The organism is Acidovorax soli, from assembly GCF_014207955.1.
GTDB lineage: Bacteria > Pseudomonadota > Gammaproteobacteria > Burkholderiales > Burkholderiaceae_C > Acidovorax > Acidovorax soli_A.
The window spans coordinates 68048-82241 of record NZ_JACHLK010000015.1 but is presented as its reverse complement, the minus strand read 5'-3'; the positions used below and the strand labels follow the sequence as shown (position 1 = coordinate 82241).

The following is a 14194-nucleotide window of genomic DNA, read 5'->3' as shown; positions in this document are numbered from 1 at the left end:
AGCTGCCCCCCTGATGGCCGCCCTGCCCACGCCTTCCTCACCCGCCACGGCTGCATTGTTCGTGCGGCTGCAAGCGTTCAACCTGCTGCCCAGCCACACGCTGCACCCACTTCGCACCGCTGCGTGGTTTCCCGAGGCGGCCACGCTCGGCCCGCTGGCCGGGCACCCGGCTGCGCAGCGCAGCCTGCACCAGCGCTGGTCGCAGCACCTGCTGGACCGGTTGGGCGATGATGCCCGCCCCGTGGCCGACCTCATGCACCCCGCACTGCCGCTGGCGCTGGCGGCGCCCGCGCTGCTGCAGCGCCTGGTGCGCGACGCCGGCGTGCTGCTGCTGGGGCGGCAACTGCGCCAGGCCATCGTGCGCGAGCAGGTGCTGGCAGCGCGCGAAGGCCTGGGGAGCGAGGCATTGCACTGGGTCCGCACCGACGCGGCCGGACTGCACCCCGGCCTCGACGACACCAGCCTCTGGCTGCAGGGCCAGGGCGCTGCCGACTACGCCCTGGCGGCCGACCACTTGGGTGCCGGCCTGCTGGCCCAGTCCTGGCACGATGCACCGGCACCGTTGCGCCTCCGTGCCGACTGGAAACTCTCACCCGACGCCGACGCGACGCCAGTGCGCACGGCAAGCAGGCTCGATGCCACGCACGCGCGCGGCCTGTGCCTGCAACTCCTGGCCCGACTGGACACGCCATGGCTTTCCTCGTTCCCCGCAACCCGTTGACCCCCGCCCGCACGCTGCACGCACGCATCGCGCCGGGCACGCGCGTCGTCAAGGCGGCCGAAGTGGCCGCCTGGGCGGATGCCGAGGGCCTGCTCGCCGCAGCCCGGGCGCAGGCCGACGCCATCGTCGCCGGTGCCCAGGCCGCGTTCGAGGAAGAACGCCAACGCGGCTTCGCGGAGGGCCTGGCGGAGGCGCAACTGGAGCAGGCCGAGAAGATGATAGAGACCGTGAGCCGCACGGTGGACTATTTCGCCAAGGTCGAGACCGACATGGTCGCCCTGGTGATGAGCGCGGTGCGCAAGATCATCGACGGCTACGACGACGAGGAGCGCGTGCTGCTGGTCGTGAAGAACGCGCTGACCGTGGTGCGCAACCAGAAGCAGATGACCCTGCGCCTGCCACCCGCGCGTGTGGACGGGGTGCGCGCCCGGGTCAATGAGCTGCTGACGGCCTACCCCGGCGTCGGCTACCTGGACATCGTGCCCGACGCGCGCCTGCGCGGCGAGTCCTGCATCGTGGAAAGCGAGATCGGCCTGGTCGAAGCCAGCATCGACGGCCAGATCGCAGCCCTGCAGAACGCCTTCCAGAAAGTGCTGGGCAGCCGCATATGAACGCTGCCATCGCCAAGGCCCTGCCCCAAGGGGGGGCGCGCTCGGTGCGCCAGTTCGACTACATCGCCGAAATGATGCAGCTGGCGCTGGACGACACGCCGGTGCTGCAGATCAAGGGCCGCGTCACGCAGGTGATCGGCACCATCATCAAGGCGGTGGTGCCCACAGTGAAGGTGGGCGAGGTCTGCGTGCTGCGCAACCCCGGCGAAGACTTCGAGATGAAGGCCGAGGTGGTGGGCTTTGCGCGCGATGCGGCCCTGCTCACGCCCATCGGCGACATGTACGGCATTTCGTCGGCCACCGAAGTGATTCCCACCGGCCGCGCGCACATGGTGCCCGTGGGCTTCGGCCTGCTGGGCCGCGTGCTCGATGGCCTGGGCCGCCCCCTGGATGAAGACGTGCATGGCCCGCTGGAGGCGACCAAGTTCTACCCCGTGTTCTCCGAGGCGCCGGACCCGCTCAAGCGCCGCATCATCCATGAGCCGCTGGAGCTGGGCGTGCGTGCGCTCGACTCGGTGCTGACCTGCGGCGAAGGCCAGCGCATGGGCATCTTCGCGGCGGCTGGCGGCGGCAAGTCCACCCTCATGGGCATGCTGGTCAAAGGCGCGGCGGTGGACGTGACCGTGGTCGCGCTGATCGGCGAGCGCGGCCGCGAGGTGCGCGAGTTCCTTGAGCACGAACTGGGCGAGGAAGGACGGCGCAAGAGCGTCATCGTCTGCGCCACCAGCGACAAATCGTCGATGGAGCGCGCCAAGGCCGCGTACGTGGCGACGGCCATTGCCGAATACTTCCGCGACCAGGGCAAGAAGGTGCTGTTCCTCATGGATTCGGTCACGCGTTTCGCGCGTGCGCAGCGCGAGATCGGCCTGGCCGCAGGCGAGCCGCCCACGCGGCGCGGCTACCCACCCAGTGTGTTTGCCACCCTGCCCAAGCTCATGGAACGCGTGGGCATGAACGACAAGGGCTCGATCACGGCGCTCTACACCGTGCTGGTCGAGGGCGACGACATGACCGAGCCCATCGCCGACGAGACGCGCTCCATCCTGGATGGCCACATCGTGCTCTCGCGCAAGCTGGGGGCGGCCAACCACTACCCGGCCATCGACGTGCTGGCCTCGGCCTCGCGCGTGATGAACGCCGTCGTCACGCCCGAGCACAAGAAGCTGGCCGGCCGCCTGCGCGAACTGATGGCCAAGTACGAAGAGGTCGAGCTGCTGGTGAAAATCGGCGAGTACAAGCGCGGCGGCGACCCCACCACGGACGAGGCCATCGACAAGGTGGAAGCCATCCGCACCTTTCTGCGCCAACGCACCGACGAACACTCCAGCCTGCCGCAGACGCTGGAAAAGCTGGCCGGCCTGGTCGGATCGGGAGTGCGCCGATGAGCATCTTCCGCGACCTGCTGGCCATCAAGGCCTTCCGGGAGGGCCAGGCCGAAAGTGCCGTGCGCGTGCAGCGCCAGGCGCTGGCCGATGCGCAGGCGGCCCGCGCCGCGGCCGAGGCCCTGCTCGCGCGCCTGATGCAAGAAGGCCTGGAGACCGAAACCGCGCTCTACCGCGACCTGTGCTCGCGCATCGTGCGGCTGCGCGAGATCGAGGATGTGCAGCTGTCCGTGGCCGGTTTGCGCCAACGTGAGGCTGCACAGCAGGACGCCGTGGAGACGGCCCGGCGCGCGCAAGAGGCGCAGAACCAGAAACTGGACGCCGCGCGTGCCGCGCACCAGGAGGCATCGCGCCAGAAGTCCAAGTTCGTCGACCTCGCACGCAACTATGCCGATGCGCAACTGCGCGAGGTCGAGCGCAAGGAAGACCTGGAGATGGAAGAGGCCGCCAGCGTCAGGCGCGACCGCGAAGACTGGGAAACCCACGACCCGGAGCACGCCGCATGACCCAGGAGGCACGCCAGTGACCGACCGCCCCATCCACCTGGACCTGGGCATGCCTGCGTCGACGCCTTTCGACGTACCGGCAGGCAAGGGCAACCAGCCCCAGGCCGATACCCGTGGCCAGCAGCAGCTGGACGACGACGCGCAGGCGCTGCGCGCCTTGCTCGACGCGGGCCGCCATGCCCCACCCGCCGCACCGGCCCCCACGGCGCAGCGGCCCTTCGACCTGTTTGGCAGCCCGGCCGCACAGCAGGCGGCGCCGCCAGCGGCCACCGCGCAGGACCTGCCCGGCGGCATCGACGACACCCTGGCGAGCATGGCCAGGCGCCTGCTGGTCAGCGACGGCAGCAGCGGCCGGCGCGCGGTGCAGATCCAGTTGGCCGACGGCCATCTGCAAGGCGTCGTGCTCGATGTGTTCGAAGAGGAGGGGCTGCTCGTGACCTGCTTCACCTGTTCGCAAGAGAGCGCGCGCGAACGCCTGGCACGCAATGCGCAGTGGTTGGCCGATGGCCTGGCAGAGCGCCTGGCCAGGCCGGTCTGCGTGCGCGTGCAAACCGACGATCCCGAAGACCCTTGCACCGTGCAGGCGCACGCTGGCGCCTGAGCGCCGCACCCCGCACCATTCCAACGCCATTCCTTCGCACCGCACCGATGTCCGCCCTGCCCGCATCCGCCACGCCCCTGCAGCCGCCGCGCCTCTCGCGCAACGAGGCGCAGGCGTGCACCACCATCGCGCAGCGTGCCGCCGGCCTGCCGCTGCGTTTGGGCACTGCCGCCTGGCAGGCACGCCTGGTGCCCACCACCACCGCAACCCCCATCCCAGCGCCCAGCAGCACGCTGCGCTTCGAATGGGCTGGAGCGCAGTTCACACTGCGCGTGCCGGCGCTGGCCATCGAGCAGGTACTGGCCGCCAGCCTGGGCAGCGCGGCTTTGCCGACGGTGCCCGACGAGGTGGCGCAGGCCCTGATGGAAGCCAGCCTGGCCGACCTGCTGGCTGCCTTGCAGACCCTGGGGCGCGGCACTGCGCAATTGGTGGACTGGACCGCCGGCGATGCCTCAGCCACGGCGCTGCCACCCCACGCCTTCGACCTGGTGCTGCGCGCCGAGGCCGGCCCCGAGGCCATCGCGGCAAGCTTGCATGCCGATGGCCTGGGCCTGCTGCTGTTGGCGGGGCTGGTGGCACGGCGCCCGCCCGTCCCTGGCCCGGTACAGGACCAGGCACCGCTTGCGCTGCGCGCCGAATTCGGTTTTTGCCGCATCACGCTCGAAGAGGTGGCGGGCCTGGCCGCGGGCGATGTGGTGCTCGTGGACAGCTGCTTCCTGGGTGCCCAGGGCAGCCTCTGGCTGAATGCGGCGGGCCAGGCCGGCCTGCACGTGTCCTACTCTCAGGCCCCTGCGCCCGCCGATGGCGGCGCCCCTGCCGCCCCCTCCTTCACCGTTTTGCATCCATGGACCGATACCATGCCCGCTGTTTCTTCCGCTGACCAGGCGCCCACCGGGGGCGCTGCCGCACTTGACGCCCTGCCCGTGCGCCTGTCATTCGACCTGGGCGACGTGGCACTGACGGTGGCCCAGCTGCGTGCCCTGCAACCGGGCCAGGCCTTGGACCTGGGCCACCCGCTTGCCGGCGCCGTGCGCATCCGGGCCAACGGCGCCCTGGTGGGCGAGGGCGACCTGATCGAGATCGACGGCCAGTTGGGCGTGTCCATCCGCCACCTGTTTGGCAACGGCGCGGCGCGATGACGAGTTTCGATCCGATCACGCTGGCGATACTGCTGGCGCTGATGGCGCTGATGCCCACCCTGATCGTGGTCTGCACCTGCTTTCTCAAGATCGTGGTGGTGATGTCGCTGCTGCGCAATGCCCTCGGGGTGCAGCAGATGCCGCCCAACCTGGCGCTGTACGGCATGGCGCTCATTCTCTCGGTCTACGTGATGGCACCCGTGGGCGTGAACATGTTCGATCGGCTCACCGCCCAGCCCGACACGCTCAAGAGCGTGCCCGCGCTGATTGGCGGGGTGCGCGCAGGCGCCGAGCCGCTGCGCGAGTTCATGACCAAGAACAGCCGGCCCGAGCAGCGCGACTTCTTCGTGCGCACGGCCCAGCGCATGTGGGGCCCCAAGCTGTCGGCGGACGTCACCGAGCGCGACTTCATCGTGCTGATGCCGGCCTTCGTGGTGTCGGAGCTGACGGCGGCGTTCCAGATCGGTTTCCTGCTCTACCTTCCCTTCGTGGTGATCGACCTGATCGTCTCCAACATCCTGCTGGCCATGGGCATGATGATGGTGTCGCCGGTGACCATATCGCTGCCCCTCAAGCTTTTCCTGTTCGTGATGGTAGACGGATGGTCACGCCTGATCCAGGGCCTGGTCCTGACCTACGCCTGATCCACGGAGCCCGCCATGCAGACTGTCGACGTTGTCTCCTTCTTCACCCAGGCCCTGTACCTGGTGCTCTGGCTGTCGCTGCCGCCCATCATCGTGGGCTCCATCGTCGGCACCTTGTTTTCGCTGTTCCAGGCGCTCACCCAGATCCAGGAGCAGACCCTGTCGTTCGGCGTGAAGCTGATTTCCGTTTCCATCACCCTGCTGCTCACGGCGCGCTGGGTGGGGGGCGAGCTGTTCAATTTCACGTTGCAGATCTTCGACGTGATGCCCTTGCTTGGGAAATAGCGCGGCCAAGCCTGCCAGCGCTGGAACCCCATGGACCTGCCGGTTACTTACGATCAAGCCAAGTCGTTCGTTGCAACGCTGGCTTTGACGCAACCGCGAATCCTGGCCATGTTCCTCGTCCTGCCGCTTTTCAACACCCAGCTCGTGCCCGGGCTGGTGCGCTTTGCCATTGCCGGAGCCCTGGGCCTGGTGATGGTGCCGGCACTGCAGCCGCAGGTGACGGCGGCCGACTGGGGCACAGCGCAGGTGCTGGGCACCATCGTCAAGGAGGCCTTCATCGGCTTCGTGATCGGCTACCTGGCGGCCATCCCGTTCTGGATCTTCGAGGCCGTGGGCTTTCTGGTGGACAACCAGCGAGGCGCCAGCATCGCCTCCACCCTCAATCCGCTCACGGGCAACGACTCGTCCCCCCTGGGTCTGATGTTCAACCAGGCCTTCATCGTCTTCTTTCTGCTCACGGGCGGCTTTTCGCTGCTGCTGGGCACGCTGTACGACAGTTTCACGCTGTGGAGCGTCACGCAGTGGATCCCCGTGCTGCAGCCCGAATCGGTGCCGGTGATGCTATCCCAGCTCGACCGCCTGGTACGCCTGGCCATGCTGTTCGCCGCGCCCGTGCTGGTGGCCATGTTCCTGGCCGAGATCGGCCTGGCGCTGGTGAGCCGCTTCGCGCCGCAGCTCCAGGTGTTCTTCATGGCCATGCCCATCAAGAGTGCGCTGGCCATGCTGGTGCTGATGCTGTACGCCGCCTCGCTGTTCGACTACGGTGCCGATCAGGTGGACGCCGTGGGCCGCATCCTGACCTTGCTGCGCGAGCAGTGGGGCCCATTCGGCAACCGCTAGCGCAAAGGAGCACGCATGAGCGAAAAAACCGAACAACCCACCGGCAAGCGCCTGCGCGATTCGCGCCAGAAAGGCGACGTCGCCTACAGCAAGGACTTCACGCAGACGCTTCTCATCCTGGCCATCTTCGGCTACCTGCTGGCCAGTGCCGGACGCATCGTCGAAGGCCTGGGGCAGATGATCCTGCTGCCTGCCACCTTGCTGCACATGGGCTTCAACGACGCGGCCAATGCCCTGATCGACGCCGTGCTGCGCGAGATGGCTCTGGTGGTACTGCCCTTCATCGGCATCGTGCTGGCAGCCGGCATCTTCGGCGACACCATGCAGGTGGGCATCCTGTTCGCGTTCGAGAAGCTCAAGCCCTCGGCAAAGAAGCTCAACGCGCTGGACAACCTCAAGAACATCTTCTCCAAGAAGAACCTGATGGAGTTCCTCAAGTCGGTGCTCAAGATCGGCTTTCTTTCGGCGCTGCTGTGGATCCTGATCGCCGACGCCCTGCCCATCATGACCAGCATTCCGCAGGCCGGCATGGCGGGCCTGGGCCATGTGGTGGGCGAGCTGATGAAGACCATGCTGATCAACGTCGGCCTGGCCTACGGCGCGATCTCCCTGGCCGACTTCGCCTGGCAACGCTACCAGTACCGCAAGGGGCTGATGATGAGCAAGGATGAGGTCAAGCAGGAATACAAGGAGATGGAGGGCGACCCCCACATCAAGCACCAGCGCAAGCACCTGCACCAGGAAATGATGCAGCACGGCGCCGTGGAGCATTCGCGCAAGGCGACCGTGGTCGTCACCAACCCCACCCACCTGGCCGTGGCCCTGCGTTACGACGCCGATGAAACCCCGCTGCCCGTGGTGCTGGCCATGGGCGAAGGCGCCCTGGCCGAACGCATGATGCAGGCCGCGCGCGAAGCCGGCGTGCCGGTGATGCAGAACATTCCGCTGGCGCGCGCGCTCACCGAGCACGCGCAGGCCGGCCAGTACATTCCCTCCGAACTCGTCGAACCCGTGGCCGAGGTGCTGCGGCTGCTGCAACAGATGGAAGGCCCTACGCCATGATGACCTCCGCCCCGGCCGATCCCGCCTCCGCCCGCCTGCTCCAGGCCTATGCCGCCCAGTTCGGTGCCGGCGATGCTGCCCCCGGCAGCGGCAGCGCACCGGTCACGCTCACAGTGGACGGGCAGTACCGCATCCGCCTGCAGGCCTTGCCCCAGGGCGGCATTGCCGTGCGCTCACGCCTGCGCAGCCTGCCCGAGCCAGGGCCCGCACGCGACGATCTGCTGCTGGGCGTGGCACGCCTGGCCTGCGGCACGATGAAAGAACACGCCGCCGCCTGCGCTGTGGACGAGCGCGACCGCGCCATCTGGCTGCAGCAGGCCGCCCCCGCCAATTCCACGCAGGACATCGACGATGCCGTGGGAAGTTTCGTGAACTGCCTGGCTTTCTGGAGCAAGGCCATCGCCAACGTCTGACGCCGCAGCCCATGCACCGAACCCAACCCGCTCGACCGATCCTCTCCCTCCTGGCCAACGCGCTGGCAGTCTGTGCCCTGACACTGTCCACCTTGCCTGCCGCCCAGGCCGGGCCAGTGCCATGGACCGACGCGCCCTACAGCTACTACGCTGACGGCGCACCCATCGCCAACGTGCTGCGCGATTTCGCGGCCAGCTTCAGCCTGTCGCTCGAACTCTCGCCCCTGGTCGAAGGAAAGGTCAGCGGCCGCTTCAACGCGCAGACGCCTACCGAGTTCATGGACCGGATGGCCAGCGTCTACGGGCTGACGTGGTTCACCCATGCGGGCACGCTGTTCGTGGCACGCACCACGGAGATGAGCACGCGCAGCATCACCTCGGGTGGCAGCAGCATCGCTGCGGTGCGCCAGGCGCTGACCAGCCTGGGAGTGCTCGATGCACGCTTTGGCTGGGGTGAACTGCCAGAGCAGGGTGTTGCCCTGATCTCGGGACCGCCGGCCTACGTGACCCTGGTCGAACGCACCATGGCGACGCTGCCCCTGACCGCTGGCGGCCAGCAGGTGGCGGTGTTCCGTCTGAAGCATGCCTCCGTGGACGACCGCACCATTCTCTACCGCGACCGGCAGATCACCACGCCAGGCCTGGCCCAAGTGCTGCGCAACCTGGTCTCGGGGGGCGGCACGTCCGGCGTGAACAGTGCACTGATCTCGTCCATCGCTGCGCCGCTGGCCGATGGCATGCCCTCGGCGGCCAACACGGCAGGCCTGTCCTTCGACGCTGCCAGCTCCGGTCAGGCCACGGCGCTGGCGGCATCCCCCAACGGCACGGTCTCTGCCACCGGGGCCCGCACCCAGCCTTCCGGCCCCCCGGGCGCCAGCGCCCGGGGGACGGCCGGCAACACGGGCAGCAGCGTGAACAACCAGCGGCGCCTGGCACCATCCATCCAGGCCGACTCGCGCCTGAACGCCCTGATCGTGCAGGACACGCCCGAGCGCATTCCGCTGTACAAGGCGCTGATCGATCAGTTGGACGTGCCCACCCCGCTGATCGAGATCGAGGCGATGATCATCGACGTCAACTCCACCAAGCTCGACGAGTTGGGCATCTCCTGGAGCGGCCGCCGGGGCGGCACGGTGGGCGGCTTTGGCAACATGACGCCCACGGGCGACGGGAACGACTTCGTCCTGGGTGCGCTGCAGCGCGGGGCTTCCATCGACCCCAGCAGCCTGGTGGTGAGCTCGGGCAACTTCCTGGTCAACCGCATCCGAGCACTCGAAGGAACGGGCGACGCGTCCATCCAGTCGCGCCCGTCCATTCTGACCATCGACAACATCGGCGCTTTGCTCGATCTCTCCGAGACCTTCTACATACGCAGCGTCGGTGAACGCGTGGCTACAGTCACCCCCATCACCGCGGGTACCACGCTGCGGGTGACGCCCCACTTCGTGCAGCGTGCGGACGGCCCCGTGATTCAGCTCGACGTGGACATCGAGGACGGCCAGATCCAGGAGACCCGGGTCGATGCCATTCCCACGGTGCGGCGCAGTGTGGTGAGCACCCAGGCCATCGTTGGGGAAGGCCAGACCCTGCTGATCGGCGGCTACAAGAGCACCCAGCAGACCAATGACAACAGCCGCGTGCCCGTGCTGGGCCAGGTGCCGCTGCTTGGGCTGCTGTTCTCGCACAAGACCGGCAACTACCAGACACGCGAGCGCCTGTTCATGATCAAGCCGCGCATAGTGTCTTTGCCCGCCTCCGCCGCCAGTGCTGTGGATGCGCTACGCCCTGCAGCCGCCCAGTAAGCCGGCATCCAAGATGCCTGTTCAAGATCTTTTTGCGGCCCAAGAAGATTTTGGACAGGCTCTGAGGGCGCGGCACCGTGGCTGCGACTGCCCTGGCTAGAAATCCAGGACCACGCCGCGCGCCTGCAGCTTGGTGCGCAGTGCCGTGCGAGCGCGCGACAGCCGGCTGCGGACCGTGCCCACCGGCACGGTGAGCATGGCGGCTGCGTCTTCATAGGACAACTCGTCCACCCCCACCATGAGCAGGATTTCCCGCATGGCCTGGGGCAATTCGGCCAGCGCGGACTGCAGGTGGTTCATGTGCTGCGTCTGCTCCAGCTTCTGGGCGGGGGTGGGCGATTCGGTGGCCATCTCGGCCAGTTCGTCGTCCGAGCCGAAGTCGTAGCGGCGGTGCGGCGCGCGGGACAGGTGGTTGCGCACGAGGTTCATTGCAATGCCGTACAGCCAGGTGGACAGTTCCGACTGGCCCTTGAAACTCTGGTAGGAACGCACGGCCTCAAGGAAGGCTTGCTGTGCCAGATCCTCCGCGTCGGTGGAATGGCCGATGTTCTTGATGATGAATCGGTGCAGACGCACGCCATGGGCCTGCACCAGCGTGCGGAACAACGCGTCGCGCTCGGCCGAGTCTTCTTCCCCCAGTGGTATGCACCCTTCGCTCGGCAAGGCGATGCCATCTGTCACGGCATCGGCATCCGCGGTCAAAGCATCACAAAGAGGAAGGGGAAAAGTCACGGATATCTGCTGCGAGGTGCATGCGTGCGCCTTCCAGCGCACAATTACAGCAGATTTTTACAGACGCTTGCGACGCTGTACAGTTAAAAGTGCGTTGCGTGCAATCCCCCAAAAGGGCACCTCAGCCTTGGCGGAGTTCTTCCTCCAGCCACTGGCGAGCCAGTGGCTCGGAAACCGGCGAAAGGCCCTGGGCGGAGGCGGTGTCGAAGCGCTGCTGCATGCGCGCGTCGATAGCGGCGCGCTGCTGGGGATCGAAGGCGGCCGGGTCCAGCGCCGCCAAGCGGCAGACCTCGGCGAATGCAGCCGAACCGCTGACGGCGGAGAGGTTGAGCCGGGTGAGGAAATCGACGCCACTCATCGCCGTTTGGCTGGTTTGCGCCATGTCGATGGCCTGCAGCACCGTCCGGGCAGACAGGGGGCGTCCTGGGGCAGGCTGCAGGCCCAGTTCGCGTGCCACCGCAGCCTGTATGCCGCGGGAGAAGGATTGGCCGAGCGCCCCGACGAAGGTGGACGTGGCGTCCGACTGCGGCTCAACCCATGCCACCGATCGCTGAGATGGCGTGGTTCCGGTCGCACGAACCTGCCACTGCGAGCCGTCCTGGCTCACATGGACCCAGCTACCCTGCTTGGCTGCCGACTGGAATGCGTCCAGCGAGGGCAGCTCGGCGGAACCGGCAGCACCAGGGAGAGGGAAGGAGTTCGAAATCGTCACGACGCGAGCGTTGGCAACCTGTTATGTCGCTAGTTTAGTAACGCCTGCCCAAGTTCGGTTCCAACTGGAATGTCAAACTTCTGCAATGTCGAATAGCACCTCGAAACGGCACGGCCCGGCGACGCCAGAGTATCTCAGGAAGGCTCCCTCTCGACCGCCAAGCCGAACCAGAGACCACCATTTCGCCCTCTTTGACACCAAAGTGTAGCCAGCACAATCGTTGGACAGCCGGCCACCAGGGTGAGCGATGTGCACGCACCGACGGTGCTGCGCCGCCAGTAGGCGGCCGGTCTGCCGGGCAGGTTGGCTTGGGGGTTGTCTCGGACCACCTCGCGCAAGTCGGCGTAGTCGCCGGGGGAAATCACGGGTGGGCGCCCTGTCTTGGCCATTGGCTTGCTCCTGCTCAAACAAGGACTGCGGCAACCACAGCCAGCCATCGAATCTAGAACAAGCACCCCTGATTCCGGGCATACGCAGCCCGGTACTGCGTCAAATCCAACTCCGTCCGCTGCCGATTGAGCCCCAGCTTGCGGCAGCTGGCCGCAAACCGCTGCCGCAGCAGATCGGCCCACAACCCCGAGCCCTTCATGCGCGTGGCGAAGTCGCTGCCATAGACCTTGCCCGCAGCACGCTGCGCAGGGTCGAGGCTGTGCAAATCCTGCACGCGCGCCAGCACCCGGGCTGCGCGCTGCGGGTAGTGCAGCTCCAGCCACTGGCGGAACAGCGGGTTCAGCTCCCATGGCAGGCGCAGCACCGTGTAGAAGGCGCTCCTCGCGCCGGCCTCGTGCGCGGCGCACAGCACCTGCTCCATGTCTTCGGTGATGAAGGGGATCTGGGGCGCCACGCTCACGCCCACGGGGATGCCGGCCTCGGCCAGGGTGCGGATGGTGCGCAGGCGCCGGTGGGGGGCCGCGGCGCGCGGCTCCATGCGGCGCGCCAGGGCGGGGTCGAGCGTGGTGATGGTGACGTACACGGCCGTGAGCCGCTGTGCGGCCAGCGGGGCCAGGAGGTCGAGGTCGCGCTCCACACCGGCGGACTTGGTGATGATGGAGAAGGGGTGGCGCATGTCGCGCATCACCTCGATCAGGCCGCGCGTGAGTTGCAGTTCGCGCTCCACGGGCTGATAACAGTCGGTAGCCGAGCCGATGTTGATGAGCTGCGGCACATGGCTGGGCCGGCCCAGTTCGTCGCGCAGCAGTTGGGCGATGTTGTGCTTGGCGATGATCTGGGTCTCGAAATCGAGCCCCGGCGACAGGTTGAGATAACTGTGCGTGGGCCGCGCATAGCAGTACACGCAGCCGTGCTCGCAGCCGCGGTAGGGGTTCACCGAGAGATCGAAATAGATGTCGGGCGAGTCGTTGGCGCAGATGGCGCTCTTGGCTGTCTCGAAGTGCACGCGGGTGGTGGGAGGCGCTGGCCCATCGCCCTCTTCCACATACGCCTCCCAGCCATCATCGACGGCCTCGCGCGTGTCGCGCACGAAGCGGTGCGCCAGCGCCGTGGCCACGCCCCGGCCACGCACGGCCTGCAGGGGGATGCGCACCTCCTGCATGACCTGGGGGGCGTTCTCGTCATCAACCTGGGCGGGTGGGCGTGGCGGGGTGGGCATGGTGACTCCACAGAACTGCAGTGGTCGTGCAGCAAATACTGCATTTTTATACAGTATCTTATGCGATCCACGTGCCGCTGTGTTCCGCCATGTTGTGTGCAAGGGATTCCCCGGTGGAACAGCCCTGGCAAAAGGCCTAAAGTCACTCAAATGTTAGTAATCGAGGCGGCGGGGCATGAACCATCTGAGAGTGAACACCTTCCACACCGCTGCCTCCGACCGCGCGGAGCACTGGGCCGAGATCAACCGCTGCCACTTCGGCGGCCTGAGCGTGGAGGCCATGGAGACCGGCCTGTTGGAGGCTGAGCTCTCGCGCTATGAGCTGGGCGGGCTGCGGCTGTTCCAGATCGAGGCGCCGCCGCACCTGGTGGTGCGCAACCCGCGGCACACGCCGGACGCGCTGGACGACTGCTACAAGCTGGTGCTGCAGTTGCAGGGCCATGCGCGCATCGAGCAACGGCACCGGGTGTTCGACCTGCATGCGGGCGACTGGAGCCTGTACGACCCCCGGGTGCCCTACTCCATCGGCAATTTCGAGCGCACGCGGCTGCTGGCCATCCAGATCCCGCGGGAGCTGCTGCGCGGCTTCAAGGTGCCCGAGCTGCACACCTGCGAGGCGCGCGACAGCGCCCAGCTGGGCCTGTCGGCGGTGCTGGGGGGCTTTCTGCGCTCGCTGTCGGAGCAACTGGCCTCGCTGCCCGACGAAGCCGCCCCGGCGCTGAGCGAGACGGTGCTGTCCCTGCTGGGCTACACCTTGCTGAGCGAGCAGCACCAGGGCCGCGTGCACGCCACACTGCCCGGGGTGATGAAGCTGCGCGTGCAGCAGTATGTGCAGGCCCACCTGGGCGAGGACGACCTCAGCATCGACAGCATTGCCGAGGCCATGCGCTGCTCCAAGCGCTACCTGCACCGTGTCTTCGAGGACGAGCCGGTGACCCTGGAGCGCTACATCTGGCGCGAGCGCCTGGCACGCAGCCAGCTCCTGCTGGCCGCCCCCGCGCAGGCCGAGCGCAAGATCGCCGACATCGCCTTTGCCTGCGGCTTTCGCAGCAATGCGCATTTCTGCCGCATGTTCAAGGCCGAGTACGGGGTGGCGCCATCGGGCTGGCGCGGGCAACACGCCCACACGCACTGA

General features: G+C 67.4%; 16 protein-coding genes. 13 read left to right on the top strand and 3 right to left on the bottom strand.

From position 1 onward, the window contains the following. Positions 1–13: 13 nt before the first annotated feature. Genes HNP48_RS27870 through sctC form a run of 12 tightly spaced genes read left to right on the top strand, consistent with a single transcriptional unit; the run spans position 14 to position 10006 of the window. Entirely contained in the window at positions 14–721 is a 708-nt protein-coding gene (locus HNP48_RS27870) for a hypothetical protein (protein ID WP_184863365.1), read from the top strand. Then, complete coding sequence (locus HNP48_RS27865; protein WP_184863363.1) at positions 691–1332, top strand: HrpE/YscL family type III secretion apparatus protein; 642 nt, start codon at positions 691–693, stop codon at positions 1330–1332. The genes HNP48_RS27870 and HNP48_RS27865 overlap by 31 nt, the downstream gene beginning before the upstream one ends. A gap of 44 nt (positions 1333–1376) precedes the next feature. Beyond that, positions 1377–2717 (top strand): type III secretion system ATPase SctN, encoded by a 1341-nt coding sequence (sctN, locus tag HNP48_RS27860; protein WP_184863553.1) that lies wholly within the window; start codon positions 1377–1379, stop codon positions 2715–2717. After that, a complete protein-coding gene (gene sctO / locus HNP48_RS27855; protein ID WP_184863361.1) occupies positions 2714–3220 on the top strand; it encodes a type III secretion system stalk subunit SctO in 507 nt (168 codons plus the stop codon). Before sctN ends, sctO begins: the two co-directional genes overlap by 4 nt. A gap of 16 nt (positions 3221–3236) precedes the next feature. After that, positions 3237–3821 (top strand): hypothetical protein, encoded by a 585-nt coding sequence (locus tag HNP48_RS27850; protein ID WP_184863359.1) that lies wholly within the window; start codon positions 3237–3239, stop codon positions 3819–3821. Positions 3822–3868: 47 nt separating this feature from the next. Beyond that, a complete protein-coding gene (gene sctQ / locus HNP48_RS27845) occupies positions 3869–4960 on the top strand; it encodes a type III secretion system cytoplasmic ring protein SctQ (RefSeq protein WP_184863357.1) in 1092 nt (363 codons plus the stop codon). Further along, on the top strand, positions 4957–5604 hold the full coding sequence (gene sctR, locus HNP48_RS27840) for a type III secretion system export apparatus subunit SctR (RefSeq protein ID WP_184863355.1): 648 nt from the start codon (positions 4957–4959) through the stop codon (positions 5602–5604). The genes sctQ and sctR overlap by 4 nt, the downstream gene beginning before the upstream one ends. Positions 5605–5619: 15 nt before the next feature. After that, on the top strand, positions 5620–5889 hold the full coding sequence (gene sctS, locus HNP48_RS27835; protein ID WP_184863353.1) for a type III secretion system export apparatus subunit SctS: 270 nt from the start codon (positions 5620–5622) through the stop codon (positions 5887–5889). Between the two features lie 30 nt (positions 5890–5919). Next, a complete protein-coding gene (gene sctT / locus HNP48_RS27830) occupies positions 5920–6729 on the top strand; it encodes a type III secretion system export apparatus subunit SctT (protein ID WP_184863351.1) in 810 nt (269 codons plus the stop codon). 15 nt (positions 6730–6744) lie between these two features. Next, on the top strand, positions 6745–7791 hold the full coding sequence (sctU, locus tag HNP48_RS27825) for a type III secretion system export apparatus subunit SctU (RefSeq protein ID WP_184863349.1): 1047 nt from the start codon (positions 6745–6747) through the stop codon (positions 7789–7791). Then, positions 7788–8204: a type III secretion system chaperone gene (locus tag HNP48_RS27820; RefSeq protein WP_184863347.1), complete on the top strand. Its 417-nt coding sequence runs from the start codon at positions 7788–7790 to the stop codon at positions 8202–8204. The genes sctU and HNP48_RS27820 overlap by 4 nt, the downstream gene beginning before the upstream one ends. Positions 8205–8215: 11 nt before the next feature. After that, positions 8216–10006 (top strand): type III secretion system outer membrane ring subunit SctC, encoded by a 1791-nt coding sequence (sctC, locus tag HNP48_RS27815; RefSeq protein ID WP_184863345.1) that lies wholly within the window; start codon positions 8216–8218, stop codon positions 10004–10006. Between the two features lie 96 nt (positions 10007–10102). On the opposite strand, the gene HNP48_RS27810 is transcribed toward sctC, so the two are convergent. The 3 genes from HNP48_RS27810 to HNP48_RS27800 form a co-directional block, all read right to left on the bottom strand. Then, complete coding sequence (locus HNP48_RS27810) at positions 10103–10687, bottom strand: RNA polymerase sigma factor (RefSeq protein ID WP_184863343.1); 585 nt, start codon at positions 10685–10687, stop codon at positions 10103–10105. Between the two features lie 172 nt (positions 10688–10859). Continuing rightward, complete coding sequence (locus HNP48_RS27805; RefSeq protein WP_311773868.1) at positions 10860–11450, bottom strand: hypothetical protein; 591 nt, start codon at positions 11448–11450, stop codon at positions 10860–10862. 442 nt (positions 11451–11892) lie between these two features. After that, positions 11893–13002, bottom strand: a complete 1110-nt coding sequence (locus tag HNP48_RS27800) for a PA0069 family radical SAM protein (protein ID WP_184863549.1) — start codon at positions 13000–13002, stop codon at positions 11893–11895. Positions 13003–13234: 232 nt separating this feature from the next. On the opposite strand from HNP48_RS27800, the gene HNP48_RS27795 reads away from it, so the two are divergent. Beyond that, on the top strand, positions 13235–14194 hold the full coding sequence (locus HNP48_RS27795) for a helix-turn-helix domain-containing protein (protein ID WP_184863341.1): 960 nt from the start codon (positions 13235–13237) through the stop codon (positions 14192–14194).

Coding starts and splice junctions, on each gene's coding strand:
- HNP48_RS27870 (WP_184863365.1), top strand. CDS start 14: ATGGCCGCCCTGCCCACGCCTTCCTCACCCGCCACGGCTGCATTGTTC.
- HNP48_RS27865 (WP_184863363.1), top strand. CDS start 691: ATGGCTTTCCTCGTTCCCCGCAACCCGTTGACCCCCGCCCGCACGCTG.
- sctO (WP_184863361.1), top strand. CDS start 2,714: ATGAGCATCTTCCGCGACCTGCTGGCCATCAAGGCCTTCCGGGAGGGC.
- sctQ (WP_184863357.1), top strand. CDS start 3,869: ATGTCCGCCCTGCCCGCATCCGCCACGCCCCTGCAGCCGCCGCGCCTC.
- sctR (WP_184863355.1), top strand. CDS start 4,957: ATGACGAGTTTCGATCCGATCACGCTGGCGATACTGCTGGCGCTGATG.
- sctS (WP_184863353.1), top strand. CDS start 5,620: ATGCAGACTGTCGACGTTGTCTCCTTCTTCACCCAGGCCCTGTACCTG.
- sctT (WP_184863351.1), top strand. CDS start 5,920: ATGGACCTGCCGGTTACTTACGATCAAGCCAAGTCGTTCGTTGCAACG.
- sctU (WP_184863349.1), top strand. CDS start 6,745: ATGAGCGAAAAAACCGAACAACCCACCGGCAAGCGCCTGCGCGATTCG.
- HNP48_RS27820 (WP_184863347.1), top strand. CDS start 7,788: ATGATGACCTCCGCCCCGGCCGATCCCGCCTCCGCCCGCCTGCTCCAG.
- sctC (WP_184863345.1), top strand. CDS start 8,216: ATGCACCGAACCCAACCCGCTCGACCGATCCTCTCCCTCCTGGCCAAC.
- HNP48_RS27800 (WP_184863549.1), bottom strand. CDS start 13,002: ATGCAGGAGGTGCGCATCCCCCTGCAGGCCGTGCGTGGCCGGGGCGTG.
- HNP48_RS27795 (WP_184863341.1), top strand. CDS start 13,235: ATGAACCATCTGAGAGTGAACACCTTCCACACCGCTGCCTCCGACCGC.